We start from the raw sequence: 25759 nt of genomic DNA on the forward strand, positions 1-25759 counted from the left end.
CCTGGGGTTAGTTGTGGACGTGCAGTGGCTTGCCGGCCAGGGCCAGCATCGCCTCGCCGACGGCCTCGGACTGGGTCGGGTGCGCGTGGACGAGCTGAGCCACCTCGGAGGGCAGGGCCTCCCAGTTGTAGATCAGCTGACCCTCGGTCACCAGTTCGCCGATGCGGCGGCCGACCATGTGCACGCCGAGGACGGGGCCGTCCTTCGCTGAAATGATCTTTACCGCGCCCTGCGTCTGCAGGATCTGACTCTTGGGGTTGCCCGCGAGGTCGTAGGTGAACTCCACGATCTCGTGGCCGCGCTCTCTCGCCTGGGTGGAGGTGATGCCCACCGAGGCGACCTCGGGGTCGGAGTAGGTGATCCGGGGCACGCCGTCGTAGTCGATCGGCGCCGGGTTGAGCCCGGCGATGTGCTCGGCCACCAAGATGCCCTCGGCGAAGCCCGCGTGGGCGAGCTGCAGGGTCGGGATCAGGTCGCCGACGGCGTACACGCCCGGCACGCTGGTCTGGCAGAACTCGTTCACGGTGACGGTGCCGCGCTCGATGACGACGCCCGCCTCCTCAAGGCCCATGCCGGAGGAGACGGCGCCGCGGCCGACGGCCACCAGCAGCAGCTCGGCCTCCAGGGTCTTGCCGTTGGCGAGCGTGACGACCACACCGGTGTCGGTGGTCTTGACGCCCTCGAAGAAGACGCCCAGCTCCTGCTTGATGCCGCGGCGGCGGAAGGCGCGCTCCAGCAGCTTGGAGCTCGACTCCTCCTCCAGCGGGAGCAGGTGCGGCAGTCCCTCGACGATCGTCACCTCGGCGCCGAAGGAGCGCCAGACACTGGCGAACTCCACGCCGATCACGCCGCCGCCCAGGACGACCACCGAGGCGGGCACCCGGTCCAGCTTGAGCGCGTGCTCGCTGGTGATGATCCGCTCGCCGTCGATCTCCAGGCCGGGCAGGGACCGGGGCGCCGAGCCCGTCGCCAGCACGATGTTGCGGCCCTCGTAGACCTCGGAGCCGACGGCGATCCGGTTCGGGCCCACCATACGGCCCTCACCCTCGACGATCGTGATGCCCCTGCTCTTCAGCAGGCCCTGCACGCCCTTCCAGGCGCGTGTGACGATCTTGTCCTTGAACGCGTGGACCGCGGGTACGTCGATGCCCTCGAAGCGGGCCTTGACGCCGTACGTCTCGCTCTCCCGCGTCTCGTCGGCGACCTCCGCCGAGTGCAGAAGGGCCTTGGTGGGGATACACCCCCGGTGCAGGCACGTGCCGCCGATCTTGTCCTTCTCGATCAGCACGACCGTCTTGCCCAGCTCGGCCGCCCGCAGAGCGCAGGCATACCCACCGCTACCGCCACCCAGAACGACGATGTCGTACGGGCCGCTGCCATCAACCACAGGAAAGCTCCTTGTTGGATTGAAATACCCTGTCACGGTCGCGCCTGTTCCGTGCCCTCACCGGCCTGGTGAACACCGATTCGCGTCCACTTCTCCGCCCTCGGGCCCCGGCTCGTCGCCCGGCCGGTGTCCCGCCGCTGGCCGAACACCGACAACCGCATCTTTTCATCTGTTCGTGTCGCCCGGTGACCCGCGTGCGCGGGCCCCCGGTCAGCCCGCGTAACGCTCGGCGAGGCCGACGAGTGTCCGGGTGATCGCGCCGGTGCCGCCCTTCGGCGTGTACCCGTGGGGCTCGCCCTTGTTGAACGCGGGACCGGCCATGTCGATGTGCGCCCAGCGGACCCCGTCCGGCACGAACTCCCGCAGGAAGATGGCCGCGGTCAGCATGCCGCCGAAACGCTCGGGGTGCAGGTTGGCGATGTCGGCGACGGGGGAGTCGAGCCCCTTGCGGAGTTCCTCGGGCAGGGGCATGCCCCACGCGCCCTCCCCCTGCTCGCCGGCGGTCTCGACGACCTCCGCGCGCAGGTCGTCGTCGTTGGCCATGACGCCGGCCGTACGCCAGCCGAGCGCGACGATCTGCGCGCCGGTGAGCGTGGCGATGTCCACGATCACGTCGGGGTTGTCCTGGGCGGCGCGGGCGATGCCGTCGATCAGGACCAGGCGGCCCTCGGCATCGGTGTCGAGCACCTCGACGGTCTTGCCCGCGAAGCTGGTGAACACGTCGGAGGGGCGCTGGGCGGTCCCGCTGGGCATGTTCTCCGCCAGGCAGAGGTAGCCGACGGCGTTGACCTTCAGGCTCAGCCCGGCGATCGCCACGAGCGCGCCGAGAACCGCGCCCGCGCCGCCCATGTCGGATTTCATCCAGTCCATCGAGGCCGCCGGCTTGAGCGACAGGCCGCCCGAGTCGAAGGTGATGCCCTTGCCGACGAAGGCGAGCGTCTTGGCGGCCTCCGGGTGGCTGTAGGCGAGGCGCACCAGGCGAGGCGGGTTGACCGACCCCTGGCCGACGGCGACGATGCCGCCGTAGCCGCCCTCCTTGAGTGCCTTCTCGTCCAGGATCTCCACCGACAGGCCGGCCTCCGAGCCGGCCTGCTCGGCGATCTCGGCGAAGCGCGCCGGCCACAGGTCCGAGGGCGGGGTGTTGACCAGGTCGCGGACCAGGGAGACCGATTTCGCCACGGTGACGGCGTGCTCGACCGCTGCCTCGGCGCCGTCGGCGCCGCTCAGCACGGTGATCTCGGTCACCGGGGCGGTCCGCTCGCCGTCCGTGCGGTATCTGGTGAAGGAGTAGGCGCCGAGCAGGCCGCCCAGGGCGACCGCTCCGGCCTGTCGCGCGTCGCCGGCGGGCAGGGCGAGCGCGACGCGCTCGGTGCCGGCCAGGGCGCGGGTCGCCGTGCCCGCGGCGCGGCGGAGGGCCTCGGGCTCGTATCCGCCGCCGGGAGCGTCGCCGAGGCCCACGACGACGAGGAGCGGGGCGGTCAGCGCGCCGAAGGTCGGGACCTTGGCCACCTCGCCGGGCTTGCCCTTGACGCCCATGGCGCCGAGCGTCGCGGCGAGCCGGCCGCCGAGCGCCTGGTCAAGCCCTTCGGCTCCCGGAGCGGGGTGCGGGCCGTCCGGGCCGGTATGGACCCCGACGACCAGGGCGTCGGTGTCGAGCGAGACAGCGTTGTCAATTGAGTTCAGCCGCACAGTGGTCACGCGCCCGATGCTAGTCCCCTTGAGCCGTACGCATAAACGAGGGTTCGTCCCATGAATTAAATATCGGCCAGATGGTGCTACGGCAAGTAGCGTCATTTTGTAAATGGTGCTATTGTTGCTAGTATCATGTTGCTTACCCTGGATCTGAACGACTCCCGGCCCCTGCACGACCAGGTCGCCGGCACGATCCGCCGCGCCATCGCGGACGGCTCCTACGCGCCGGGCGACCGGCTGCCACCCGCCCGGGATCTGGCGGACGCGCTGGGCATCAACGCCAACACCGTGCTGCGCGCCCTGCGCGAACTGCGGGACGAGGGCCTGCTGGAGTTCCGCCGCGGACGGGGGGTCAGCGTGCTCGGCCGCCCCGACGCCCGCGCGGTGCTGGCGGAGGCGGCGCGCGAACTGCTCGCCGAGGCCGACCGCTACGGCTACGGACCCGAAGAAGTGATCCACATCATCAGGGAGCTGTCGTGACCCGCCCGCCGCGTCCCCTCACACCCCGTCCGACCTCTCGGACCCCCCAGGAGAGAGCCGTTATGACATACCAAGGTTCCCCGGAAGGAGGCGCGATGACCTCCCGAGGCCGCGCCGTGGTCGCCCTTGTCTGGGGCGTGCTCGTCACCACCGTCCTGATCGGCCTGCCGCTCGCGCTCCGCGACCGCCTCCCCGATCCCCTCGCGACCCACTGGGACGGCGGCTTCATCCCCGACGGTCACACCTCCTTCGGCGGGAGCGTCCTGGCCGACCTGTTCCTGTGGGGCGTCGGCTGGGCCTTCCTGCTCGGCACCGCGCTGCGCGGCACGGTGCTGGACACCCGGCTGTGGCGCGCTCTGTGGTGGGGTTTCCTGTTCGGCTGGGCCGTGTTCGCCCTGGGCGTGCAGGGCTTGGCCCTCTACGCCAACCTCGACGTCGCCGACTGGCGTCAGGCGGTGCTGCCCGGCTGGCTGCTCGCCGCCGTGCTCGGCTCCGCCCTCGCGGCCGGTGCGGTCGCGGGCCTGCTCGGCAGGGGCGAGCCCGACCCGCCCCGCGACCACCCGGTGCCGCCGAGCATGCGGCTGCGGCCGGGACGGCGTGCCGTCTGGGTGAGCCGCACCACCAACCCCTGGCTGGTCGGTCTCTCCACCGCGGCACTGCTGGCCCTGGTGGTCGCCGGCGTGCTCTTCACGACGGGGATCCTGACCGACGGGGCCGCCTGGATCAGCCTGATCGTCTTGATCCCGTTGACGCTGTTCGGGTTCGCCACCAGCTCGATCAGCGCCCGGGCGGACGAGAAGGGCCTGAGCATCGGCTTCGGCCCCCTGGGGCGGCCCGTTCACCGTACTCCGATCGGTGAGATCGAGGCGGCCTGGGTGGAGAACTACGGCCCCTCCAGGGTTGGGGGCTGGGGCGTGCGCGGCATGCCGGGCACCGGCCGGATCACGCTCATGTTGCGCGGTGGCGAGTGCCTGGTCGTCCGCCGTGTCACGGGAGCGGAGATCGCCGTCTCCGTGGACGACGCCGAGCACGGCGCCGCCCTGCTGAACGCCTACACCGCCGAGACCGTCACCTCCTGACCGCCCCGCGTCCCGGCCGCCCCCACTCCCCGCTCCGTCCCGGCCGCGGACCGGGGCGGAGCGCGTCCCCCTATCGCCCCCCTGATCAACTCGATCCCGGCGTTCGGTGAGGGGCGGCGCTGGAGGGGCCGGCCCGCCTGCCGGTCCGCTTGCCCGCCCCGATCGCCGGATGAACCGGTGCGCCCCCGCGCCCGGCCACGGCGACGCCCGTACCTCCGGTCTCTCGGCGGACCCCGCCGACCGGCCCCGGCGCCGTCCTCAGGGGGAACCCACCGTCACCGCGTACACCACCAGCGCCGTTGCGGTGGCGATCTCCACGAGTGCGCCGAGCACGTCGCCGGTGATCCCGCCCAGCCGTCGTACGGCCCGCCGCCGTAGCGCCCAGGCCGCCGACAGGCCCGCCAGGACGGCCAGCGGAGGCCCCAGGACGCCTGGCACGAGGCCGGAGCCCGCGCCGATCACGTAGGTGAGGGCCAGAGGCGCCGTGCCGAGGAACACCAGTGCCGTCACGGCCAGCGCGGGGCCCCGCCGTACGGTGCCCGCGACCATCGTGCCGAGGCCGCCGGGCCGGGCGGACGGAACCCCGGTACGGCAGGCCCAGGTCAGCGCCAGCCTTCCCGTCGCGCAGGCCGTGATCAGGGCGGCCGGGCCCGCTCCCGCGGCCGTGACCTCCGACAGCGCCGCCACCTGAACCAGCAGGGTGAGGACCAGCGTCACGACGCCGAACGGGCCGATGTCGGACTGTTTCATGATGTCCAGCGCCCGTTCGGCGGGCCTGCCGCTGCCCAGCCCGTCGGCCAGGTCGGCCAGCCCGTCCAGGTGCAGTCCCCGGGTGAGCAGCGCGGGCACCGCGACGGCCAGCGCCGACGCGAGCAGCGGGCCGACCCCCAGCCACGGCGCCACCGCCGGTACGGCCGCGCCCACGGTCCCGATCAGGGCTCCCACGAACGGGGCGATCGTCATCGCGACCCCGCCCGCCCGGCGGTCGACCACACCCGGCCGGACCGGGAACACGCTCAGCGTGCCGATCGCCAGACGCAGCCCGTCGACCGGCGTGGACGGCGTCCCCGAGGGTGGAGTTGCAGACACGGTCGACGATCGTAGCCCGCGGTTTCCCCCGGACGGCCCGGCGGGGCGCGCCACTCCCGGGGAAGGCCGAAAGGAGAGGTCACAGGGGCAGCGGGAGGAGGCGGCCGGCCACGACCAGGGTGACCTCCTCGGACTCACGGGCCAGGCGCCGGTTCAGCCGGCCGAGGGTGTCGCGGAACATCCGGCCGCTGGAGGTCGCGGGCACCACGCCAAGGCCGACCTCGTCGGAGACCGCCACGACCCGGGCCCCGGGCCGCCGCCAGGCCGTGACCAGCTCGTCGCACCGGGCGGCGACCGCGTCCAGGCCGTCCCCGCCCGACCAGGCGTCGCACTCGTCGAAGACGGCGGCGACCCAGGTGCCGAGACCGTCCACCAGCAGCGGGATGTCGGTGCTCCGTACCAGCCCGGCCAGGTCGGTGGTCTCGGACGTCTCCCAGTGCGCGGGCCGTCGCTCCCGGTGCGCCCTGACCCGGCGGTCCCACTCGGCGTCGCCGTCGCCGGACGGGCCGGTCGCCACGTAGCGGACCCTTGGCTCGGTGGCCAGGCGGAGTTCGGCCTCGGCCGACTTACCCGAGCGCGCCCCGCCCAGAAGCAGGGTCCGCCGGGGGAGCGGGGCGCGGGCGGGGGCGGGCTCGCCGAGGTCGAGGACCGTTCCGTCCGGTACGGCCCGCACCCCCCACAGCGCGGCCCGGCGGGCCAGCTCGGCCTCGGTCGGCACCCGGTGGTCGATGTGCACCGCCACGACGTGGGTCCGATCGGTGACCGCGCCCCGGCGGCGCAGGCCCCCCAGTCGTTCGGGCCGGTCCAGGACGTCCATCAGCACCAGGTCGAACACCGCCCGGCCGCCGTCTGGACGCCCCGGATGTTCCGGAGACGGCCGGTCGGCCGATTCCCCGTCCCCGGGCAGGGCGGGGAGGCCGGCGGGCGGGGCCGCGTAGAGGATCCGGTGGCCGCCGGGGGTGGTGAGGACGAGACCGTCGGGACCGGTCGAGACCCGGTAGCCGGCGGGCAACCGGGCGGTGCCGGGGGAGGTCTCGTGATCCTGGAGGGCCGGGTTGGCGAGGGGGAGCCGTACGGAGCGGTCGTCGAGGGAGGCGGGGGACGTGTCGTGGCCGGACAGCAGGACGACCTCGGCGGGGCGGCGACGACCGGGGGACAGGCGGAGGCAGGAGGCGCAGCCGCATCCCCGGGCGGGCCAGCCGCCGGCTCCCGCCGTACCGGAGATCAGGACCTTCACCGTCTCAGCGTATGGGCACCGAACCCGGGGAACGCGCCCCGTCCCCGTCCCCGCGCCCGGAGACGGTGCGGTGGATGTAGGGTTCGCTGAGCCTTCCGGAGGGCACCGCCCGACCTGTGGGAGAAGACCCGGCGTGCGAAGGCCCGGCCTCGTGGACCGGCCCGGTGAAGAAGGAGCGTATGGCATGACTTGGCACTGGCGTTATGAAAACGCGAACGGCGGCGAGGTGACCGAGGGGGTCGCGCCGTCCGAGGCGTTCCCCAGCCAGGCGGACGCGGAGTCGTGGCTCGGCGAGAGCTGGCGCGATCTGCTGGAGGCCGGTGTCGAGAAGGTCACGCTGCTCGAAGGCGACCGGGTCGAGTACGCGAGGATGTCGCTGCGCGCCGAATAGCCCGGACGGGCGGGTGATCGGAGAACACCTTCGTGTCTCTCCGCGATCCGGAGCCCTCCGAGGTCTCCCGGTGATGTCGGAGAACCCCTCCGGGGCCTTCCGCGCACCGGAAGGCCCCGGAGGGGTGAAGCCCCGGTGAGGGCCGCTTTCATGCCCCTTGTCGGGCGTGTGTGGAGGCCCCGGAGAGGGTGAGCTCCGGTGGCCGGTGACTACGGGCGCTTGGCGGGGCTGACGGTCTTGGCGGGATCCCGCTCGACGACCGGGCCGAGAATGTCGTCGACCCTCTTCAGCGCCTCGGCGTCCAGCTTCACGCCGGCGGCCTTGACGTTGTCGCGGACCTGCTCCGGCCTGGTCGCCCCGACGATGGCGGAGGCCACGTTCGGGTTCTGCAGCACCCACGCCACGGCGAGCTGGGCCATGGTCAGACCGAGGTCGCCGGCGATCGGCCTCAGCTCCTGGACACGGGTGAGCATGTCCTCGTTGATCATCCGGGAGATGAAGCCGCCGCCGGCCGGGTCGGTGGCCCGGGATCCGGCGGGGGGCGGACGCCCGGGCAGATACTTGCCGGTGAGCACGCCCTGGGCGATCGGGGACCAGACGATCTGGCCGACGCCCTCCTTCTCGCTCAGCGGCACGACCTCGGCCTCGATGACCCGCCACAGCATCGAGTACTGCGGCTGGTTGGAGACCAGGCGGTCGAGGCCGAGTTCGTCGGCGATCTTCAACGCCTGGGCGATCTGCTCGGCGGTCCACTCGCTGACGCCGATGTAGAGGACTTTGCCCTGCCGTACGAGGTCGTCGAAGGTTTTGAGGGTCTCCTCCAGTGGTGTCTCGTAGTCGAAGCGGTGGGCCTGGTACAGGTCGATGTAGTCGGTCTTCAGGCGCCGCAGCGAGCCGTGGATGGACTCGGTGATGTGCTTGCGGGACAGGCCGCGGTCGTTCGGACCTGCGCCTGTGGGCCAGTAGACCTTGGTACAGATCTCCAGGGACTCGCGGCGGACGCCTTCCAGCGCGCGCCCGAGCACCTCCTCCGCCTTGGTGGCCGCGTAGACGTCGGCGGTGTCGAAGGTGGTGATCCCCTCGTCGAGCGCCGCCCGCACGCATTCCCTGGCGGTCTCTTCCTCGACCTGGGAGCCATGAGTGATCCAGTTGCCGTAGCTGATCTCGCTGACCATGAGACCGCTACGGCCAAGGTGGCGGAATTTCATGCGCTTGACCTTAATAGCTGCCATGGGACAGAGTGATTCGGGATACTCTGCCCGGCGTGTCGCGGTTGATCACTTCTCGATGGGTACGGCTCGGTTTGGTGGCCGTCGCGCTGACGGCGATCGTCGTGGTCGTCCTGCGCTCGCGCCGGTCTCGCAGCACCCCGGGGCCGGTGTCCCGGGCCGCCCCCGGAGCGCCGCCCGGGACCGCCCCGCCGGGCGAGGCCGAGTCCGGCCGGGTGCCGCGATGGCCCCCGGCCCCGATCCTCGGCACCCCCACCGCCGACGATCTCAGGCGTTACGCCGTCCCCGCCTATATCCCCGCGTTCCTCTCCGCGAAGCCTTACCCGCGAGAACCCCTCGACGGCGCCGTCCGGCGCAGGCTGGTCCGCTGGGGCGCCGCCGCGTGCGCGCTGGGCGTGCTGTTCCTCGGCGCCCAGGCGCTGGAGGACGTGACCTTCTCCAAGAGGGAGGAACCGGCACCCGCGGGAGGGGTTTTCGGCGGGGGATCCTCCGATCCCGCGACGTTCCCGTGTGTGCCCGAGGCTCGGGACACCGGCGCGGGAACGGACGGGTGGACGCCGGACGATCGGCACGACCCGATCTGCCGGGACATGGGTGTCCAGCCCCCCTCCCGCTGGGGGCGGGTGGAGATCCGGCCCCTCCCCGAGGGCACCTCGGCCCGGGTTCGGAGACGGGCCGGCTCGGTGCCCGACGCGGACTGCCGCCCCTCGGGCGAGGCGCCGCGGGCGCGGGCGCTCAGCCCGGGGGTGACCCGGGCGGTGAACCGGCAGTGGACGCGGATCGAGCGATGGCTGAAGGCCAACGCCCCCGCCACCCGCCGCACCCTCGCCCCGCCTGCCAGAGGCCGGACGATCGCGATCGCCGAGGCGCAGATGGGGTTGCGGTTCCCCGACGACCTGCGCGCCTCACTGCTACGTCACAACGGGGCCCTCGCCTCCGGCGGGACCTCGGGCTTCGGCCTCCTGGCCGGGAAGATGCTCGGCGTACGGGAGATCCGTGACACCTGGCGGGGGCTGTGCGGGATCGGGGGCCCGCGCCCGCGGCGGTGGGAGGGAGGGATGATCCCCATCGCCTCCGACCTGACCGGTGGCCGCCTCGCGGTCGACTCGGCCGGGCGCGGCGTGGCGGAGATCGGTGAGGAGGGGGAGGCGGACTTCACGCCGGGCGGTGTCCGGATCCGTTCGCACTACGCGCTGCTGAAGAGGACCGCCGACGCCCTGGAGGCCGACGGGACCGTCGGCCAAAAGCCCCGGGTCACCGGGGCCGCCGAACTCGGTTCGGACCCCGTCGGCTCCGGCTGAGCGCCGCCGCTCCGGGGCGCCCCGCCCCGTCCCGCCCTGCCCCGTCCCGGAGGAGACGGGGCCGCGATGCCCGAGCGGGGTTCTACTTCTTCGGCGGGACCGGCTTGCCGCCCGGCAGGACGGCGGGCGGCGGGAAGCGCAGCTTGCGGATCTGCAGCGCGCGCATGGCGGCGTAGAAACCGACGCCCTTGAGGCTCTCGCCGGGGAACTTCTCGGCCGCCAGCTTCTTGACCTTCCACGACACCCAGACCGAGGTGAACAGGACGCCCACCATCATGACCGGCCATCCGATCGTGATGACGGCGACGTAGACGTAGCCGCGGATCTCGCCGGGGAACGGGATCCAGGTGAGCAGCAGGATGAGCAGGGAGAACGGCAGGAAGTACTGGCTGACGACGCGGCGGGAGTCCACCCAGTCGCGGGCGAACTTGCGGGCCGGACCCCGGTCGCGGGCCGGGAAGTAGCGCTCGTCGCCACGCATCATGCCCTCGCGCGCCTTGACGCGGTCGTTGGCCTGACGGTCGCGAAGTTGCTTGTAGGCCTCTTTGCGGTTCTGAGGGGCGTTCACCGGCTGGCGGCGACGGCCTTCGGCGTCCCGGCGCTTGGGTGTGGGACGCCCCTTGCCCGCAGGCTTAGGATCGTTGACGGAGACGGGGGAGTCGTCCGCGGTGGTCTGGGTACGTCGGAACACATCGTCAGCCTACCGGGACTGCAACTTAGTGACGCCCCCGCACGTTATGCGTAGGGTGAACCTAGGTGGCTCCGGTGCTTTTCTTGGGGGGCTGGAATCACTGGGGTGACCGGAAGCGCATTTGAAGAAGGGGACGGCCGACGCGCATGAGCGTGATGAAGAGACTTTCCATGATCTTCAAGTCCAAGGCCAACAACGCCTTGGACAAGATGGAGGATCCACGCGAAACCCTGGACTACTCCTACCAGCGTCAGTTGGAGTTGTTGCAGAAGGTGCGCCGTGGTGTGGCCGACGTCGCCACCTCACGCAAGCGGGTGGAGTTGCAGATCAACCAGATCGAGACTCAGTCGCGCAAGCTTGAGGAGCAGGGCCGCAAGGCCCTCGGCGTGGGACGGGAGGATCTCGCCCGCGAGGCGCTGACCCGCAGGTCGGGCCTGCAGACCCAGATCGCCGATCTCCGCGTGCAGCATGACAACCTGCAGGCCGAGGAGGAGAAGCTCACCACCGCCTCGCACCGGCTGCAGGCCAAGGTTGACTCCTTCCGCACCAGGAAGGAGACGATCAAAGCGACCTACACCGCGGCCGAGGCGCAGACGCGGATCAACGAGGCCTTCTCCGGCATCTCCGAGGAGATGGGCGACGTCGGTCTGGCGATCCAGCGCGCCGAGGACAAGACCGCCTCGATGCAGGCTCGCGCGGGGGCCATCGACGAGCTGCTGGCCAGCGGCGCGCTCGACGACTTCAGCGGTCAGCGCGGCGACGACATCCAGGCCGAGCTCGACCGCATGGGCGGCGGGCAGGACGTGGAGCTGGAGATCGCCCGGATGAAGGCGGAGCTCGGCCAGGCTCCGGCGCCCAAGAGCGCGATCGAGCCGGGTCCGTCCCAGCAGCCTCAGCCCCAGCCCCAGTCACATCAGACTCAGCAGCTCCGTCAGCCGGGGGAGGGACTGTGATCGTTCGCATCATGGGGGAGGGGCAGATCGAGATCGCCTCCGACGACCTCGACGTCCTCAACGCCCTGGACGGTGAGCTGGAGGCGGCGATCGTCGCCGGCGACGAGACCGTCTTCAGGACCAGACTGCACGACCTGCTGGACAAGGTCCGTCACGTCGGCAAGCCTCTCCCGGACGACAGCCTGGAGTCCTCGGAGCTGATTTTGCCTCCGTCGGACGCTTCCATGGACGAAGTGCGGGAGATGCTGGGCAACGAAGGGCTCATTCCCGGATAGCTTGGTCATATGGCACATACCCGGTTCGCCCCCGACCGGGGCCTGACCACCCGCATGATCCTGACCATGTTCCTGCTCGGGCTGCTCTACGTCGTGTTCGTGGGCGCGCTGATCGCACTGGGCGTCCAGACGGTCCTGGTGCTCCTCATCGCCGGAGGCACCCTGCTGGTGCAGTACTTCATGTCCGATCGCATCGCGCTGTTCGCGATGCACGGACGTGTGGTCAGCCCTGAGCAGGCACCCGAGCTGCACGGCGTGATCGATCGCCTCTGCGCCATGGCCGACATGCCCAAGCCGCGGGTGGCGATCGCCGACTCGGACGTTCCGAACGCGTTCGCCACCGGCCGCAACCAGAAGAACTCCGTGGTCTGCGCGACCACCGGGCTGCTGCGCCGCCTGGAGTCGGCCGAGCTGGAGGGCGTGCTCGCCCACGAGATGTCCCACGTGGCGCACCGCGACGTCGCGGTGATGACCATCGCCTCGTTCCTCGGCATCGTGGCCGGTCTGATGACCCGGTTCGCGCTCTACACCGGCCTGGGACGGAACCGTGACGACCGGGGCGGCCTGCCGATCGGCCTGATCGTGGTGCTGGTCTCGGCCCTGGTGTACGCCGTGAGCTTCCTGCTCACCCGTGCCCTGTCCCGCTACCGCGAACTGGCCGCCGACCGGGCGGGCGCGATGCTCACGCAGCGTCCCTCGGCCCTGGCCAGCGCGCTGGTCAAGGTCAGCGGAGAGATGTCGCGCATCCCGACCAGGGACCTGCGCGAGGCCGAGCCGTTCAACGCCTTCTTCTTCGCCCCCGCGCTGGCGGGCCGCTCCGGCCTGACCACGCTGTTCGCCACCCATCCGCCGCTGAACCGGCGCCTGGAGCAGCTCAGCCGGATCTCCGCCCAGCTCGGACAGGGAGCGTGATCGGTGGCCAGGTGGTGGGACGCTCTGCTGGGCCGTACCGAACCCGTCAGACCCGATCTGGACGCCCTGTTCGCGCTGCCGTCGGCGGCGGTGACCCTGCAGGCCGCGACGGACCTGACGCCGGCCGGGCTGGGCTCGGTCTGCTTCCGCTCGGCCGAGGGCGGGGCGTTCACCACACTGGAGCACGACGTCGTCGATCTGCTCGCCGCCGGGGGAGGCCCGCCGGTCACGCGGTCCGAGGACTCCTACGGCTACACGTGGCTGCTGGTGCGCCGTACCCCCGATCAGGTCGGCGAGCTGGTCACCGACCTGCACGCGGTCAACTCCTCCCTTGAGGGCGCGGGTTTCGGCCCCTCCCTGCTCTGCTCACTGATCTCCTTCGCCGACCGGGACGGGCACAGACTCGCCCTGGTGTACCTCTACAAGCGGGGGACCTTCTACCCGTTCGCGCCGCTCTCCGGCGGGCACAGGGACAACGCGCTGGAACTTCAGGTACGCGCCGCGCTTGAGGGGGAGCTGAGGATCGAGCCCGACCTGGGCCGCTGGTTCCCCCTCTGGGGCGCCCCCGGGCTGTGAGCGGTGGGTTCCCGCCGAAGGGTGCCCCCGGCCGCCGCCCGCGCCTTCGTCCTGGCGGGCCTGTGCTACAGCGCCTGGGTGCCGTTGCAGTTTCTCAACCCCGGGGTCGACCGGGTCTGGGCCTACGTCAGCGAACTGGCCGCCGCCGACCAGCCGTGGTCGTGGCTGGTGCGGGCCGCCGACGTGGCGGCCGGGCTCGCCTGCCTGGCCGGGGTGGCCCTGGCGCCCGACGGCCGCCCCGACAGGGCCGGGACGGCCGGCTGGCTCGGCCTCGCGCTGTTCGGCGGGATGACGGTGCTGGACGCCGGTCTCTTCCCGCTGGACTGCGCCTCGCTGAGCGATCCGTCGTGCGCGGCGGCCGAGGCCGCGGGCAGGGTCTCGGCCGCCCACCGGATCCACGCGGTGGTCAGCTCCCTGGCGCTCGCCGGGGTGATGGTCAGTCTCGTGGCGCTGCCGGTGAGCGCGCTGCGGCGGCGCAGGTGGCGGATCCTCGCCTGGAGCGGGGCCGTGCCGGCCTCTCTGATGGCCGTCGCCACGGTGTGGACCCTCGCCCTGGTGGCGGCCGGTCCCAGCGGCCCGGTGGGGGTCGCGCAGCGTTTCCAGCTCGGGGTCGTCGCGCTCTGGCTTCTGCTGCTGGGGGTCGCCCTGGCGCTGGACAGGACCCCGGAACCCCCGCCGACGGCGCACATCCTCGCGGAGGGGGCCGGGAGGCCACCGGTGCTGATCTGCGCGGGGATGGCCGGGGCATGGTTCCACTGGGACCGGGTCGCCGCCGCTCTGAGCCGCGACCACGAGGTGATCCGTTTCGACCGGCCGGGGCTGGGGCTCAGCTCGGGCCACCTCGGGCCGCCCACGCTCGGTGAGGAGGCCGGCCGGATCGCCGCGCTCGCCGGGACCGGGGCGGTGGTGGTGGGGCACTCGGTCGCCGGCCTGCACGCCGAGGCGTTCGCCAGGCTCCACCCCGGGCAGGTGGCCGGGCTGGTCCTGGTCGATCCCAGCTGTGAGAGCGCCCCGAGGGCTCGCGCCGGCCCGTGCGGGGCCGCGGTGCGCGCCGTACAGCGGGCCCTGCCCGCCCTGGGCCGCACCTTCGGCGCCACCGCGCTCGCCTACCCGGTGCTGCCCCTGGCGCACCGTCTCCTCATGGGGACATCCGGTCAGGGTCGTCCGGTGTACGGCAGGGGCCGGGTGCTGGCCGCCGCGCTGGCCGAATGGCTGGCCTACCCGGACATGGCCGCCGAGCTCGGCGAGCTGCGCGCGAGCCGCCCCTTCCCGCGGATCCCGGTCGTCGTTCTCAGCGCCGGTCCCGAAGACCTCTGTCACCGCGACCTCGCCCGGCTGCTGAACGCCAGGCTGGTCACCCTTCCCGGCGTCGGGCACCAGGTTCAGCTCGAACGCCCCGAGGTGATCGTCGAGGCCGTCCGGACGCTCGGCGGCCACCACGACGGGCGGCCGGGTGGTCGCCGCGGGTAGTTGGTTTCGGTCCGCCCCCTCCGGGATTGATGCACCGGTTGTGATTCTTTGCCGTCACAATGGACCGTAAAAATATGCCAAAGGGAGGGTGTGGGTATGCCGGACCTTGCGTCCTTGCGGCCGGGAGACCCCGAGCGGGTGCGGGAGTATCGGCTCACGGCGAGACTCGGCGAGGGCGGCCAGGGAACGGTCTATCTCGGCGTGTCGCCCACCGGTGCCCGGGTCGCGGTCAAGCTCCTGCGCGCCGATCTCGCGCAGGACGAGGAGGCGCTGGAGCGCTTCGTGCGCGAGGTGGGCACCGCCCAGCGGGTCGCGCCGTTCTGCACCGCCGCGGTGATCGACACCGGGGTCGACCGGCACCGCCCGTACATCGTCAGCGAGTACATCGACGGCCCGACACTGGCCGAGATCGTGGCCGCGGAGGGGCCGCGTGCGGGCTCGGCCCTGCACCGGCTGGCGATCGGCACCGTGACCGCGCTCGTCGCCATCCACCAGGCGGGCATCGTGCACCGGGACTTCAAGCCGTCCAACGTGCTCCTCGCCCCCGACGGCCCCCGAGTGATCGACTTCGGTATCGCCAAGGCCCTCGACCGGACTTCCACGCTGACCGCCACGGCGATCGGCACCCCCTCCTACATGACCCCCGAGCAGCTGGCCGGGGAGAACGCCGGGCCGTCCGCCGACATGTTCGCCTGGGGCTGCACCATGGTCTTCGCGGCCACCGGCCAGCCGCCGTTCGGCGTCGACAGCCTGCCCGCGATCTTCAATCGGATCATGAACATGGAGCCCGACCTGCGGGCCATCACCGATCCGGCGCTGCGGGACCTGGTCGGGCACTGCCTGTCCAAGGACCAGGCCCGGCGCCCGACCGCGGGGGAGGCCCTGCTGCGGCTGCTTGGCCACACCGGCGGCGCGCCGGGGACGCCGGGGACGCCGGGGACACAGACGCCCACCGCGCCCCGGGGCATCCTCGCCGAGGGCTCGGCCGCCGCCGCGCAGCGGACGGGCCCCGGCTCCGGCGGCCTCCTCCCGCCCCCGCGGGACGGCCACCTTCCGCGGGACGGCCACACCCAGCACGCCGCCCACCTCCCGCAGGACGATCCCCTCCCGCAGTCCGCCTTTCTCCCGCAGGACGGCTACCCTCCGCAGGGCGCCCACCCTCCGCCTCCGCGGGGCGGCCGTCAGCAGCCTCCACAGGCCGGATACGGCCCGGCCGGCCATCCGCAGCAGACCGGGCCGGGAGGCCGGCAGGGGCTTCCGGGCCCCGGACCCGGGCCGGGAGGTTATCCGCCCCGGCAGACCGGGCCGGGGCACCCGCGGCAGGCCGGGCCCGGCTACCCGCAGCCCCACGGTTACCCGCAGTCCCACGGCGGTCCGCCGACCCACCCGTCCCAGGGAGGCCCGCAGCCGTTCCACGGGGCTCCGCCGTACCGGGGGCCGGGGGCGGCCGGGGCCGGACGTGGGCGCGGGGCCTGGATCGCGGTCGGTGTGGGACTCGTGGTCACACTCGCCCTGGCGGGAGGGATCACGCTGGCGCTGCGGGCCGGTAAGTCCGGCCCGGTCGTCACCCGGGCAGCCGGCGGCGACGACGTGCCCACGACCTCCACCCCCACTCCCACCGTCTCCGATCCGCCCCGGGCGACCAGGACGATCAAGCTGCCGGGCGGTTCGACCACGGTCCAGGAAAGCGACGACGACCCGATCAAGCTCACCTCCTACAGCCTCGACTGGGACAAGAACCTCTATGTCCGCACCTTCGGCGGCAGCACCTTCACCAAGAACGACAAGTACTTCCAGTACACGGTGAACGCCTCGGGTACCCAGGCGCTGGCCACCGACAAGGTCTACGACGCCGACAGCTACGCCGTCGTCTCGGTCGTCGACCGGAAGTCCGGCGCGGTGACCCGGATCAGGATCACCAAGGCGCCCGTCTACCCCACCGTCCCGCAGTGGTCCCCGGACGGCACGCGGGGCCTGGTGACGCTCTACAAGGCGGTGGGGAGCACCAGCAAGGAGTACGGCTACGCGGTCATCGACGTCGCGGGGAAGAAGGCCAGGATCGTCCGCGTGAAGGAGAGGGACGCGGGCAAGTGGAGTTACTTCTGGCGGGGGGACGGCAGGGCCGTCGGGACCTGGGCGCTCGCCGGCGAGACCCGGCGCATCCGCTTCTACGACCTTCGGGGCACCGTGCTGCAGACCCTGCTCGACGTGGGCACCCCGGTCACCGTGGAGGGCGACGACATCTCCCCGTCGGGCACGCTGCTCATGACCTACTGCAAGGAGACCGAGCGGGAGATCTGCGTCTGGTCGACCACCACGGACGCGGAAGCCCGGTTCAGGATTCCGTTCGCCACCGAGCGGCTCATCGGCTGGTACGACGACCGGCACATCGCCGGCTGGCGGCGCAAGGGCACCGGCTTCGAGGCCGTGGTGATCGACTTCCAGGGGCGGGTGAAGCGGGTGCTGGCCACCAGCACCGACGCCAAGGAGTACGAGAGGCAGTTCATGCGTTTCACCCGGGAGCGCTGAGACCTCCCGCCCCGGCCGGCGGCCGGGGCGGGACGTAATCCGATCTTCAAGACATGGCAGGGCACACCGGCGCCTCCCCGGCACCGCCCACGCGCCGTGATGCCATGAGCCTATGATCAAGATGTCTCATACCGTGGCCCTGGCCACTCTTGCCGCCACGGCGATGTTCGGCGGGGTCGCGTTCGCCGACTCCGGCTCCGGCACTGCGAAGGTGGTCATGGACGAAGAACGGTCCCAGGTGACGGTCGTCGGGGAGGGGAACCTGGCCGTGGTCCCCGACACCATGCGGCTGAACGCCGGGGTCGAGGTGCGCAGGGGCACCGCGGGGCAGGCCTTCGCCGACGCGCGCAAGGCCGCGGCCAGGCTGACCAGGGCGCTGCTCAAGGCCGGGATCGACTCCAAGGACCTGCGGACCAGCGAGCTGTCCCTCGGCCCCGAGTACGACACCTACCCCAAGGTCTCCGGCTACCGGGCGGCGCAGGGGGTCGAGGCCGTGGTGCGCGACGTCGAGAGCGCGGACAGGGTGATCGAGGCCGCGGTGGCCGTCGGGGAGGAGGCCCGGCTGAACGGCGTGTCCTTCGAGGTGTCCGACAGCCGCAGGATGCTCAGGGCGGCGCGGGACGCGGCGTTCAAGGACGCCAGGGCCCGTGCCGAGCAGTACGCCCAGCTGTCCGGCCGCGAACTGGGCCACGTCCTGACGATCAGCGAGGAGAGCGTCACGCCACCCCGGCCGATGACCTTCGGCGCGGGCATGGCCGCCGACAGGAGTTCGATCAGTCCCGGTCAGCAGAGCGTCTCGGTCACCGTGCGGGTGGTCTACGAGCTGCGGTAGTCCCCGTCCCGGAGGCCCCGGAGGCCCCGGAGGCCGGGGAGAGGCCTGAGGCGTCCCGGGAGACGGGCCCCGGCGGCGCGAACCGCCGAGGGCCCGTCCGCGGGGCCGGGCTTCGAAAGAGCCCCGGGGAGGCTCAGGGAAGGGCCAGCATCCGGTCCAGGGCCACCTTGGCCCAGTGGGTGGTGTCGGCGTCCACGGTGATCTGGTTGACCACCTGACCGGCCGCGAGGGACTCCAGCGCCCACACCAGATGCGGCAGGTCGATCCGGTTCATCGTCGAGCAGTAGCAGACGGTCTTGTCGAGGAATGTCACGTTCTTGTCGGGGAACATCTGCCCGAGCCGCTTGACCAGGTTGAGTTCGGTGCCCACCGCCCAGGAGGAACCGGCCGGCGCCTCCCGGAGCGTTCCGATGATGTATTCGGTCGAGCCGACGTAGTCGGCCTTGGTGACCACCTCGTGCCTGCACTCGGGGTGGACCAGCACGTTGACGCCACTGATCCTCTCGCGCACGTCGTCCACGCACTCGGGGGTGAAGCGGCCGTGCACCGAGCAGTGCCCCTTCCACAGGATCATCCGCGCGTCGCGGAGCCGCTCGGCGGTCAGCCCGCCGTTCGGCCGGTGCGGGTTGTAGACGACGCAGTCGTCCGGCGACAGGCCCATCTCCAGCACCGCGGTGTTCCGCCCCAGGTGCTGGTCGGGCAGGAACAGCACCTTCTCGCCACGGGAGAACGCCCAGCCGAGGGCGCGCCCGGCGTTGGACGAGGTGCACACCGCGCCGCCGTTGCGCCCGCAGAACGCCTTGATGTCGGCGCTGGAGTTCATGTAGGTGACCGGGACCGTGACCTCGGAGATCCCGGCGTCCTCCAGCACCTCCCAGCACTCCTCCACCTGGTCGAACGTGGCCATGTCGGCCATCGAGCAGCCGGCGGCGAGGTCCGGCAGCACGACCTTCTGGGAGTCGCCGGTGAGGATGTCGGCCGACTCCGCCATGAAGTGCACGCCGCAGAAGACGATGTACTCGGCGTCCGGCCGGGCGGCCGCCTCCCTGGCGAGCTTGAAGGAGTCACCGGTCACGTCGGCGAACTGGATGACCTCGTCGCGTTGGTAGTGGTGCCCCAGCACGAAGACCCGGTCGCCGAGCGCGGACCTGGCCCGCCTGGCACGCTCCACCAGCGCCGGATCGGAGGCCGCGGGCAACTCGCCGGGGCAGTCGACCCCGCGCTCACTGTGTGGGTCGGTCCCCGTGCCGAGGACGAAAAGCGGAAGGCCGGTCTCGGTGGTCGTCACGACCACACCCCCTTATCGTCGAACTGACGACTAATAATGACACACACGGTGATGGGATTTATTCCGGGGTCGGGCGACGGGTATGAGCCCAGGAATGTGTAGTCGTCGGCGCGTGTTGGTAGCGTCTAAGAAGGACGTCACAAACAGACAGCCGTTCCAGGCGGGCGGTTGACGCAGACGCGGGAGTCACCACATGTCGGTTGAGAGCAGCGAGACCACGGCCCAGGGCCTGATCCTCAGTGACGCGGCCGCGGCCAAGGTCAAGAGCCTGCTGGAGCAGCAGGGTGAGGAAGGCCTCCAACTGCGCGTGGCCGTGCAGCCCGGGGGCTGCTCCGGCCTGCGCTACCAGCTCTTCTTCGACGACCGCTCGATGGACGGCGACGTCGTCACGGACTTCAACGGTGTCAGCGTGGTCACCGATCGGATGAGCGCCCCGTATCTCGTGGGCGCCACGGTCGACTTCGTCGACACGATCGAGAAGCAGGGCTTCACGATCGACAACCCGAACGCCACCGGTTCCTGCGCCTGCGGGGATTCGTTCAACTAGTGCCCTGATCCGCCCGTACGGCCGCGAGCGGGCGGGACGGGCGTCGCGCGGGGGCCCCGCGAGGTGGAGAGCCCGTCACCTCGCGGGGCCCCCGCGTGTCCACGCCGTCGCGTATTCTTGCGGGGCTCCTATGCGATTCCCGCTGTTCCCATGATCCGTTTCCATGATGCTGACAACGAGGAGAACGACCCCGTGCGCATCGCCGTCACCGGCTCAATCGCGACCGATCATCTGATGATTTTTCCTGGCCGCTTCGGCGACCAGCTCATCGCCGACCAGCTCGACCGGGTCTCCCTGTCGTTCCTCGTGGACGACCTGCAGATCCGCCGTGGCGGCTGCGCGGCCAACATCGCCTTCGGCATGGGCTGCCTGGGACTGCGGCCCGTCCTGGTCGGCGCGGTCGGCGCCGATTTCGCCGACTATCGGTCCTGGCTGGAGCGGCACGGCGTCGACTGCGACTCCGTGCACACCTCCGAGGTCCACCACACCGCCCGGTTCCTGTGCACCACCGACGAGGAGCACAACCAGATCTCGTCGTTCTACACCGGCGCGATGGCCGAGGCCCGGCTGATCGAGCTGGGCCCGATCGCCGACCGGCTCGGCGGCCTGGACCTGATCCTGGTCAGCCCCAACGACCCCGACGCGATGCTCCGCCACACCGACGAGGCCCGCAGCCGTCACGTCCCGTTCGCGGCCGACCCCTCGCAGCAGCTGGCCCGCATGCCCGGCGAGGACATCCGGAGACTGATCGACGGCGCCGCCTACCTGTTCGGCAACGACTACGAGAAGGGGCTGATCGAGCAGAAGACCGGCTGGTCCGACGGGGAGATCCTCGACCGGGTCGGTGTCCGTGTCACCACGCTCGGCCCCAAGGGCGCCGTGATCGACCGCAGGGGTGAGCCGTCCCTGCACGTCTCGCCCGCCCCCGAGCTGGGCAAGGCCGACCCCACCGGGGTGGGCGACGCCTTCCGCTCGGGCTTCCTGGCGGGGATCGCCTGGGGGCTGCCCTTGGAACGCTGCGGTCAGATCGGCAACCTCACGGCCACCCACGTCCTGGAGCGCATCGGCTGCCAGGAGTACGAGCTCGGACAGAGGGCGTTCCTCGACCGCTTCGCCGGAGCCTACGGTGCCGACGCCGCCGCCGAGGTGGCCGTCTCGGTGAAGTGCCACTACGCCTGAGTCCTCGTCCGCGGCCTTCCGGCCCCGGCCGAGCCCCCGGCCCGCCCCGCTGTGCGCGGCGGGCTGCGGTCCGGTCCGGTCCGGCCCGGGCCGGGGGCCTGGAGACGCGGGTCAGTAGTTGCGCCGTACGTGGATGGCCCAGCCGCCCTCGGGAAGCTCGTGGCTCGCCACGTGGTGGTGTGACTTCAGCCGGCACCACGCCGGAATGTCGGTGAACGCCGCCGGATCGTCGGCCAGGACCGAGACGATCGCGTTGCGCGGAACCTGGTTGATCTGCTCGGCGAGCATGATGATCGGGATCGGGCACTTCTTGCCCAGCGCGTCGATGGTCAGCGCCGGAGGCTGGGTGGATCCCTCCGTGGCGGCCTGTGCGGACGTCATGAGGTCTTCACTCCCCAGATGTTGATCACGACTTTACCCCCGCATCCTCGCGAATCCTCCTCACCATGTCCGGGAGAACCGCGACAAGGCGATCGACGTCGGTCGCCGACGTGCCCTGGGGCAGCGATACCCGGACGTTCCCATGCGTAAGCACGCCCATGGCCTCCAAAACATGTGATGGACGAAGCGTACTGGCCGTGCATGAGCTGCCGGACGATACCGCGAATCCTGCCTTGTCTAATTCCGTCAGCAAAGCCTCACCTTCCACGTAAAGACACGAAAAGGTGACGATATGAGGAGCTCGTGCGACGGGGTCGCCGATCACCTCGACGTCGGGAACGCGTCCGGGCACCTCGGTTCTGATCCGTTCCACCAGCGCCGAGAGCCGTGCCGACTCCTGGGCCGACTCGGCGGCCATGGCGCGCAGCGCGGCGGCCGACGCGACGATCGCCGGCACGTTCTCGAAGCCGGGGACCCTGCGGCGCTCGCGGTCGTCCTCGGGGAGCGGGCTCCGCCAGCGGGTGCCCTTGCGGACCACCAGCACGCCGACGCCCGCGGGACCGCCCCACTTGTGCGCGCTCGCCGTCAGCACCGACCAGCCCCCGGGCAGGGGCATCCGGCCCGCGGTCTGCGCCGCGTCCACCAGCAGCGGCACACCGGCCTCGGCGCACGCGGCCGCCGCCTCGGCGACGGGCTGGACCGTTCCGACCTCGTGGTTGGCACTTTGCAGGCAGGCCAGCGCCGTACCCTCGGCCAGGACCGCCTCCCGGAACGCGGCCGGGTCCACCGCCCCGGTGCGGCCGACGCCGACCGTCTCGACCGAGCCGCCGTCGCGCTCGTGGACCCCGGCGGCGTGCAGCACGCTGGAGTGCTCGACGGCCGAGGTCACCAGCCGGCGTCCCGCACGGCGCCGGCCGTGCAGGGCGCCGAGCACCCCCAAATGCACGGCCTGGGTGCCCGAGGTGGTGAAGGCCACCTCGTCCGGCCGGGCCCCGAGCACCTCGGCCACCTCGGTACGCGCCTGCTCCAGTAGCATCCTTGCCCGGCGGGCGGGACCGTACAGTCTCGCCGGGTCGGCCCAGCCGACGTCGAGCGCCGCGATCAGAGCCTCGCGTGCCTGAGGGTGCAGCGGCTCGGTGGAGGCCGCGTCGAAGTACGCCACGCCCCAATGGTCGCATCACACGCGGCGCAATCGGGGGCTGCGCGGGGGGGCGGGGGCGGTCCGCGCTAATGTGTCCCCCAGCGTAAAGCTGTGAACTACAAGTTGTGAATATGAACAAACGACCGCCCAGGAGCGACTCCTGGGCTTCATCTGTGGGGTAGGCGATCCGTGAGTCCGACCCGCCGTTCCGCACGGCGTCCGTTGGCCCGCCGCCGGGTGCCACGCGCTGCCGCTCTGGCGCTGCTGCTGGTGTCCGCAACGGCGTGCAGTGCCGAAGAGTGGTCCCGAGGCGGCATGCCCGAAGGCATCACCAAGCAGGCCGAAACCGTTCAGAATCTGTGGAACGGATCCTGGATCGCCGCTCTCGCCACCGGTCTGGTCGTGTGGGGCCTGATCCTCTGGTCTGTGGCGTTCCACCGCAAGAGGAAGAACTCCGAGGAGGAACTGCCGCCCCAGGTGCGCTACAACCTCCCGATTGAGATCCTCTACACGGTTGTGCCCATCATCATGGTCGGCGTCTTCTTCTTCTTCACCGCGCGAGACCAGAACTACGTCAACGCGATCTCCGGGCAGGCCGAGGTGAAGGTCAAGGTCGAGGCCTTCCAGTGGAGCTGGCGCTTCACGACGGACTACAACGGCAAGAAGACCGAGGTTGTCGGCAAGCCCGTCAGCGAGTACACCCAGGGGCCGCAGCTGGTCCTCCCGGTCGGTAAGAAGGTCGAGTTCGACCTCGTCTCGCCGGATGTCATCCACTCCTTCTGGGTGCCCGCCTTCCATTTCAAGCGTGACGTCATCCCGGGTGTGGAGAACAGGTTCGAGGTGGAGACGCTGAACAAGCCGGCGGTCTACGCCGGCCGCTGCGCCGAACTGTGCGGTGTGGACCACAGCCGGATGCTCTTCTCGGTGAAACTCGTCTCGCAGGCCGAGTTCGACCAGTACATCGCTACTCAGGCGGGTGCCCAGTGACCGCACTTAACGAGCCCATCTCCCTCACGGTGGCGCCGACCCGCAAGGGGTCGGTCATCGCGAAGTGGCTTTCGTCCACCGATCACAAGATCATTGGACATCTCTACCTCATCACCTCCTTCGCGTTCTTCCTGATCGGCGGCGTCATGGCGCTGATCATGCGGGCCGAGCTGGCGCAGCCGGGCCTGCAGCTCACCAGCGCCGAGCAGTTCAACCAGCTGTTCACCATGCACGGCACGGTCATGCTGCTCATGTTCGCCACGCCGCTGTTCGCCGGCTTCGCCAACGAGCTCATGCCGCTGCAGATCGGCGCGCCGGACGTGGCGTTCCCCCGGCTGAACATGGTGAGCTTCTGGCTGTTCCTGTTCGGCAGCCTCATCGCCCTGTCGGGCTTCCTCACCCCGGGCGGCGCGGCCAGTTTCGGCTGGTTCGCCTACACCCCGCTGTCGAACGCGATCAGCTCGCCCGGCATCGGCGGCGACCTGTGGATCATGGGCCTCGCCATCAGCGGCCTGGGCACCATCCTCGGCTCGGTCAACTTCGTCACCACGATCATCTGCATGCGCGCGCCCGGCATGACGATGTTCCGGATGTCGATGTTCACCTGGAACGTCCTGCTCACCGCGATCCTGGTGCTGATGGCCTTCCCGGTGCTCGCCGCCGCGCTGCTGGCCCTGGAGGCCGACCGCAAGCTCGGCACGCGCATCTTCGACTCGGCCACCGGCGGTGCGATGCTCTGGCAGCACCTGTTCTGGTTCTTCGGCCATCCCGAGGTGTACATCATCGCCCTGCCGTTCTTCGGCATCGTCACCGAGGTCCTGCCCGTCTTCAGCCGCAAGCCGCTCTTCGGCTACATCGGCCTGGTCGGCGCGACCATCGCGATCGCCGGTCTGTCGATCACGGTGTGGGCGCACCACATGTACCCGACCGGCAAGGTGCTGCTGCCGTTCTTCTCGTTCATGACGTTCCTCATCGCGGTGCCGACCGGGGTGAAGTTCTTCAACTGGCTCGGCACGATGTGGCGTGGCCATCTGACCTTCGAGTCGCCGATGCTGTTCTCCATCGGCTTCCTGGTCACCTTCCTGTTCGGCGGTCTGACCGGCGTCATCCTGGCCTCGCCGCCGCTGGACTTCCACGTCGCGGACTCCTACTTCGTGGTGGCCCACTTCCACTACGTCGTCTTCGGCACCGTGGTCTTCGCCATGTTCGCGGGCTTCTACTTCTGGTGGCCCAAGTTCACCGGCAAGATGCTCAACGACACCCTCGGGAAGATCCACTTCTGGACGCTGTTCATCGGCTTCCACACCACGTTCCTGGTGCAGCACTGGCTCGGCGCGGCCGGCTTCCCCCGGCGCTACGCCGACTACAGCCCGATCGACGGCTTCACCGATCTGAACATGGTCTCCTCGGTCGGCGCGTTCCTGCTCGGCGCCTCCACGCTGCCGTTCCTCTACAACGTCTGGCACACCCACAAGAACGCCCCGAAGGTCACCGTGGACGACCCCTGGGGCTACGGCAACTCCCTGGAGTGGGCGACGTCCTGCCCGCCGCCGCGGCACAACTTCACCTCGCTGCCGCGCATCCGGTCCGAGCGCCCGGCGTTCGACCTCAGGCACCCGTACGTCTCGGCCCCTCGTGAGCTGGAGGAGAACCGATGAAGGTTCAGGGCTGGTTGTTCATCCTCTGCGGCGTCTTCTTCGCCGCGGTGGACGTCGTGTACTGGTTCTGGTCCAGGGAGCCGGTCGGCACGACGGCGATGGCCATCTCGGTGGGCTTCGCCTTCATGATCGGCTACTACCTGATGTACACGGCCCGCCGTATCGGGGACCAGCCGGAGGACAACAAGCAGGGCGAGATCAGCGACGGCGCCGGGGAGATCGGCTTCTTCAGCCCGCACAGCTGGTGGCCGCTCTTCGTCTGCCTGGCCGTCTCGCTCTGCGCGGTCGGCGTGGTCATCGGCTGGTGGCTGTTCCTGATCGGCGTCTTCGCGGTCATCATGAGCATGATCGGATTCGTCTTCGAGTACTACCGGGGGCAGTTCTCGCACTGACCCTCGGGGGCGGCGCGGGCGGGGCGCCTCAGACCGCCCCGCGCCGTTTCGCGGCCGAGAACG

At 71.0% G+C, this 25759-nt stretch carries 25 protein-coding genes; 16 read left to right on the top strand and 9 right to left on the bottom strand.

Annotation, left to right across the window (positions count from 1 at the left end; translation table 11 throughout):
• Positions 1 to 7: 7 nt before the first annotated feature.
• Positions 8 to 1387 carry a dihydrolipoyl dehydrogenase gene (gene lpdA, locus ABZ194_RS20580; protein WP_355598496.1) on the bottom strand — a complete coding sequence of 460 codons (1380 nt, stop codon included), beginning with the start codon at positions 1385 to 1387 and terminating at the stop codon, positions 8 to 10.
• A gap of 210 nt (positions 1388 to 1597) precedes the next feature.
• Positions 1598 to 3085, bottom strand: a complete 1488-nt coding sequence (locus ABZ194_RS20585) for a leucyl aminopeptidase (RefSeq protein WP_355598498.1) — start codon at positions 3083 to 3085, stop codon at positions 1598 to 1600.
• Positions 3086 to 3211: 126 nt separating this feature from the next.
• Between ABZ194_RS20585 and ABZ194_RS20590 the strand changes: the two genes are divergently transcribed.
• Together ABZ194_RS20590 and ABZ194_RS20595 are read left to right on the top strand one after the other, a co-directional pair.
• Positions 3212 to 3559 (top strand): GntR family transcriptional regulator, encoded by a 348-nt coding sequence (locus ABZ194_RS20590; RefSeq protein ID WP_355598500.1) that lies wholly within the window; start codon positions 3212 to 3214, stop codon positions 3557 to 3559.
• Between the two features lie 95 nt (positions 3560 to 3654).
• Positions 3655 to 4638 (top strand): hypothetical protein, encoded by a 984-nt coding sequence (locus ABZ194_RS20595; protein ID WP_355598502.1) that lies wholly within the window; start codon positions 3655 to 3657, stop codon positions 4636 to 4638.
• A 258-nt stretch (positions 4639 to 4896) separates the two neighbouring features.
• Here ABZ194_RS20595 and ABZ194_RS20600 read toward each other — a convergent pair whose 3' ends face one another.
• Both ABZ194_RS20600 and ABZ194_RS20605 read right to left on the bottom strand, forming a co-directional pair.
• A complete protein-coding gene (locus ABZ194_RS20600; protein WP_355598504.1) occupies positions 4897 to 5727 on the bottom strand; it encodes an adenosylcobinamide-GDP ribazoletransferase in 831 nt (276 codons plus the stop codon).
• A 79-nt stretch (positions 5728 to 5806) separates the two neighbouring features.
• Positions 5807 to 6964 carry a bifunctional adenosylcobinamide kinase/adenosylcobinamide-phosphate guanylyltransferase gene (locus tag ABZ194_RS20605; RefSeq protein WP_355598506.1) on the bottom strand — a complete coding sequence of 386 codons (1158 nt, stop codon included), beginning with the start codon at positions 6962 to 6964 and terminating at the stop codon, positions 5807 to 5809.
• A gap of 184 nt (positions 6965 to 7148) precedes the next feature.
• Here ABZ194_RS20605 and ABZ194_RS20610 point away from each other — a divergent pair, with 184 nt between their 5' ends.
• Positions 7149 to 7355 (top strand): hypothetical protein, encoded by a 207-nt coding sequence (locus ABZ194_RS20610; RefSeq protein WP_355598508.1) that lies wholly within the window; start codon positions 7149 to 7151, stop codon positions 7353 to 7355.
• Between the two features lie 209 nt (positions 7356 to 7564).
• Here the strand turns inward: ABZ194_RS20610 and ABZ194_RS20615 are convergent, their stop codons facing one another.
• Positions 7565 to 8563, bottom strand: a complete 999-nt coding sequence (locus ABZ194_RS20615; RefSeq protein WP_355598511.1) for an aldo/keto reductase family protein — start codon at positions 8561 to 8563, stop codon at positions 7565 to 7567.
• 56 nt (positions 8564 to 8619) lie between these two features.
• Here ABZ194_RS20615 and ABZ194_RS20620 point away from each other — a divergent pair, with 56 nt between their 5' ends.
• Positions 8620 to 9885, top strand: a complete 1266-nt coding sequence (locus ABZ194_RS20620; protein WP_355598513.1) for an SMI1/KNR4 family protein — start codon at positions 8620 to 8622, stop codon at positions 9883 to 9885.
• A gap of 82 nt (positions 9886 to 9967) precedes the next feature.
• Here the strand turns inward: ABZ194_RS20620 and ABZ194_RS20625 are convergent, their stop codons facing one another.
• Positions 9968 to 10576, bottom strand: coding sequence for a DUF3043 domain-containing protein (locus ABZ194_RS20625; RefSeq protein ID WP_355598515.1), 609 nt, complete (start codon positions 10574 to 10576; stop codon positions 9968 to 9970).
• A 146-nt stretch (positions 10577 to 10722) separates the two neighbouring features.
• Here ABZ194_RS20625 and ABZ194_RS20630 point away from each other — a divergent pair, with 146 nt between their 5' ends.
• The 7 genes from ABZ194_RS20630 (at position 10723) to ABZ194_RS20660 (ending at position 18123) form a co-directional block, all read left to right on the top strand.
• Complete coding sequence (locus ABZ194_RS20630; protein ID WP_355598517.1) at positions 10723 to 11529, top strand: PspA/IM30 family protein; 807 nt, start codon at positions 10723 to 10725, stop codon at positions 11527 to 11529.
• A complete protein-coding gene (locus ABZ194_RS20635) occupies positions 11526 to 11804 on the top strand; it encodes a hypothetical protein (RefSeq protein ID WP_355598519.1) in 279 nt (92 codons plus the stop codon). The genes ABZ194_RS20630 and ABZ194_RS20635 overlap by 4 nt, the downstream gene beginning before the upstream one ends.
• Before the next feature lie 9 nt (positions 11805 to 11813).
• Positions 11814 to 12716: a zinc metalloprotease HtpX gene (htpX, locus tag ABZ194_RS20640; protein ID WP_355598521.1), complete on the top strand. Its 903-nt coding sequence runs from the start codon at positions 11814 to 11816 to the stop codon at positions 12714 to 12716.
• Positions 12717 to 12719: 3 nt separating this feature from the next.
• Positions 12720 to 13292 carry a hypothetical protein gene (locus ABZ194_RS20645; RefSeq protein ID WP_355598523.1) on the top strand — a complete coding sequence of 191 codons (573 nt, stop codon included), beginning with the start codon at positions 12720 to 12722 and terminating at the stop codon, positions 13290 to 13292.
• A 3-nt stretch (positions 13293 to 13295) separates the two neighbouring features.
• Positions 13296 to 14762 (top strand): alpha/beta fold hydrolase, encoded by a 1467-nt coding sequence (locus ABZ194_RS20650; RefSeq protein WP_355598525.1) that lies wholly within the window; start codon positions 13296 to 13298, stop codon positions 14760 to 14762.
• A gap of 96 nt (positions 14763 to 14858) precedes the next feature.
• Entirely contained in the window at positions 14859 to 17291 is a 2433-nt protein-coding gene (locus tag ABZ194_RS20655; protein ID WP_355598527.1) for a protein kinase, read from the top strand.
• Positions 17292 to 17403: 112 nt separating this feature from the next.
• On the top strand, positions 17404 to 18123 hold the full coding sequence (locus ABZ194_RS20660) for an SIMPL domain-containing protein (RefSeq protein WP_355598529.1): 720 nt from the start codon (positions 17404 to 17406) through the stop codon (positions 18121 to 18123).
• Positions 18124 to 18256: 133 nt separating this feature from the next.
• On the opposite strand, the gene nadA is transcribed toward ABZ194_RS20660, so the two are convergent.
• On the bottom strand, positions 18257 to 19411 hold the full coding sequence (nadA, locus tag ABZ194_RS20665; RefSeq protein WP_355598531.1) for a quinolinate synthase NadA: 1155 nt from the start codon (positions 19409 to 19411) through the stop codon (positions 18257 to 18259).
• Between the two features lie 193 nt (positions 19412 to 19604).
• Between nadA and erpA the strand changes: the two genes are divergently transcribed.
• Together erpA and ABZ194_RS20675 are read left to right on the top strand one after the other, a co-directional pair.
• Entirely contained in the window at positions 19605 to 19958 is a 354-nt protein-coding gene (gene erpA, locus ABZ194_RS20670) for an iron-sulfur cluster insertion protein ErpA (protein ID WP_068894270.1), read from the top strand.
• Between the two features lie 192 nt (positions 19959 to 20150).
• Positions 20151 to 21137 carry a carbohydrate kinase family protein gene (locus ABZ194_RS20675; RefSeq protein ID WP_355598646.1) on the top strand — a complete coding sequence of 329 codons (987 nt, stop codon included), beginning with the start codon at positions 20151 to 20153 and terminating at the stop codon, positions 21135 to 21137.
• 111 nt (positions 21138 to 21248) lie between these two features.
• Here ABZ194_RS20675 and ABZ194_RS20680 read toward each other — a convergent pair whose 3' ends face one another.
• Positions 21249 to 21518 (bottom strand): sulfurtransferase TusA family protein, encoded by a 270-nt coding sequence (locus tag ABZ194_RS20680; RefSeq protein ID WP_355598534.1) that lies wholly within the window; start codon positions 21516 to 21518, stop codon positions 21249 to 21251.
• Between the two features lie 25 nt (positions 21519 to 21543).
• Complete coding sequence (locus ABZ194_RS20685) at positions 21544 to 22680, bottom strand: aminotransferase class V-fold PLP-dependent enzyme (RefSeq protein WP_355598536.1); 1137 nt, start codon at positions 22678 to 22680, stop codon at positions 21544 to 21546.
• Positions 22681 to 22974: 294 nt separating this feature from the next.
• Here ABZ194_RS20685 and coxB point away from each other — a divergent pair, with 294 nt between their 5' ends.
• The 3 genes from coxB to ABZ194_RS20700 are packed head-to-tail and all read left to right on the top strand — an operon-like array spanning position 22975 to position 25696.
• Positions 22975 to 23646, top strand: a complete 672-nt coding sequence (gene coxB, locus ABZ194_RS20690) for a cytochrome c oxidase subunit II (protein WP_355598538.1) — start codon at positions 22975 to 22977, stop codon at positions 23644 to 23646.
• A complete protein-coding gene (gene ctaD / locus ABZ194_RS20695; protein WP_355598540.1) occupies positions 23643 to 25304 on the top strand; it encodes a cytochrome c oxidase subunit I in 1662 nt (553 codons plus the stop codon). Before coxB ends, ctaD begins: the two co-directional genes overlap by 4 nt.
• Entirely contained in the window at positions 25301 to 25696 is a 396-nt protein-coding gene (locus ABZ194_RS20700) for a cytochrome c oxidase subunit 4 (protein WP_355598542.1), read from the top strand. Before ctaD ends, ABZ194_RS20700 begins: the two co-directional genes overlap by 4 nt.
• Positions 25697 to 25759: the final 63 nt, after the last annotated feature.

Origin of the sequence: Streptosporangium sp. NPDC006007 (assembly GCF_040614315.1) — a bacterium.
GTDB lineage: Bacteria > Actinomycetota > Actinomycetes > Streptosporangiales > Streptosporangiaceae > Streptosporangium.

Excerpts from the sequence above, each read along its gene's own strand:
- ABZ194_RS20590 (WP_355598500.1), top strand. The coding sequence starts at position 3,212 with ATGTTGCTTACCCTGGATCTGAACGACTCCCGGCCCCTGCACGACCAG.
- ABZ194_RS20595 (WP_355598502.1), top strand. The coding sequence starts at position 3,655 with ATGACCTCCCGAGGCCGCGCCGTGGTCGCCCTTGTCTGGGGCGTGCTC.
- ABZ194_RS20610 (WP_355598508.1), top strand. The coding sequence starts at position 7,149 with ATGACTTGGCACTGGCGTTATGAAAACGCGAACGGCGGCGAGGTGACC.
- ABZ194_RS20615 (WP_355598511.1), bottom strand. The coding sequence starts at position 8,563 with ATGAAATTCCGCCACCTTGGCCGTAGCGGTCTCATGGTCAGCGAGATC.
- ABZ194_RS20630 (WP_355598517.1), top strand. The coding sequence starts at position 10,723 with ATGAGCGTGATGAAGAGACTTTCCATGATCTTCAAGTCCAAGGCCAAC.
- htpX (WP_355598521.1), top strand. The coding sequence starts at position 11,814 with ATGGCACATACCCGGTTCGCCCCCGACCGGGGCCTGACCACCCGCATG.
- ABZ194_RS20655 (WP_355598527.1), top strand. The coding sequence starts at position 14,859 with ATGCCGGACCTTGCGTCCTTGCGGCCGGGAGACCCCGAGCGGGTGCGG.
- ABZ194_RS20660 (WP_355598529.1), top strand. The coding sequence starts at position 17,404 with ATGATCAAGATGTCTCATACCGTGGCCCTGGCCACTCTTGCCGCCACG.
- erpA (WP_068894270.1), top strand. The coding sequence starts at position 19,605 with ATGTCGGTTGAGAGCAGCGAGACCACGGCCCAGGGCCTGATCCTCAGT.
- ABZ194_RS20680 (WP_355598534.1), bottom strand. The coding sequence starts at position 21,518 with ATGACGTCCGCACAGGCCGCCACGGAGGGATCCACCCAGCCTCCGGCG.
- coxB (WP_355598538.1), top strand. The coding sequence starts at position 22,975 with ATGCCCGAAGGCATCACCAAGCAGGCCGAAACCGTTCAGAATCTGTGG.
- ABZ194_RS20700 (WP_355598542.1), top strand. The coding sequence starts at position 25,301 with ATGAAGGTTCAGGGCTGGTTGTTCATCCTCTGCGGCGTCTTCTTCGCC.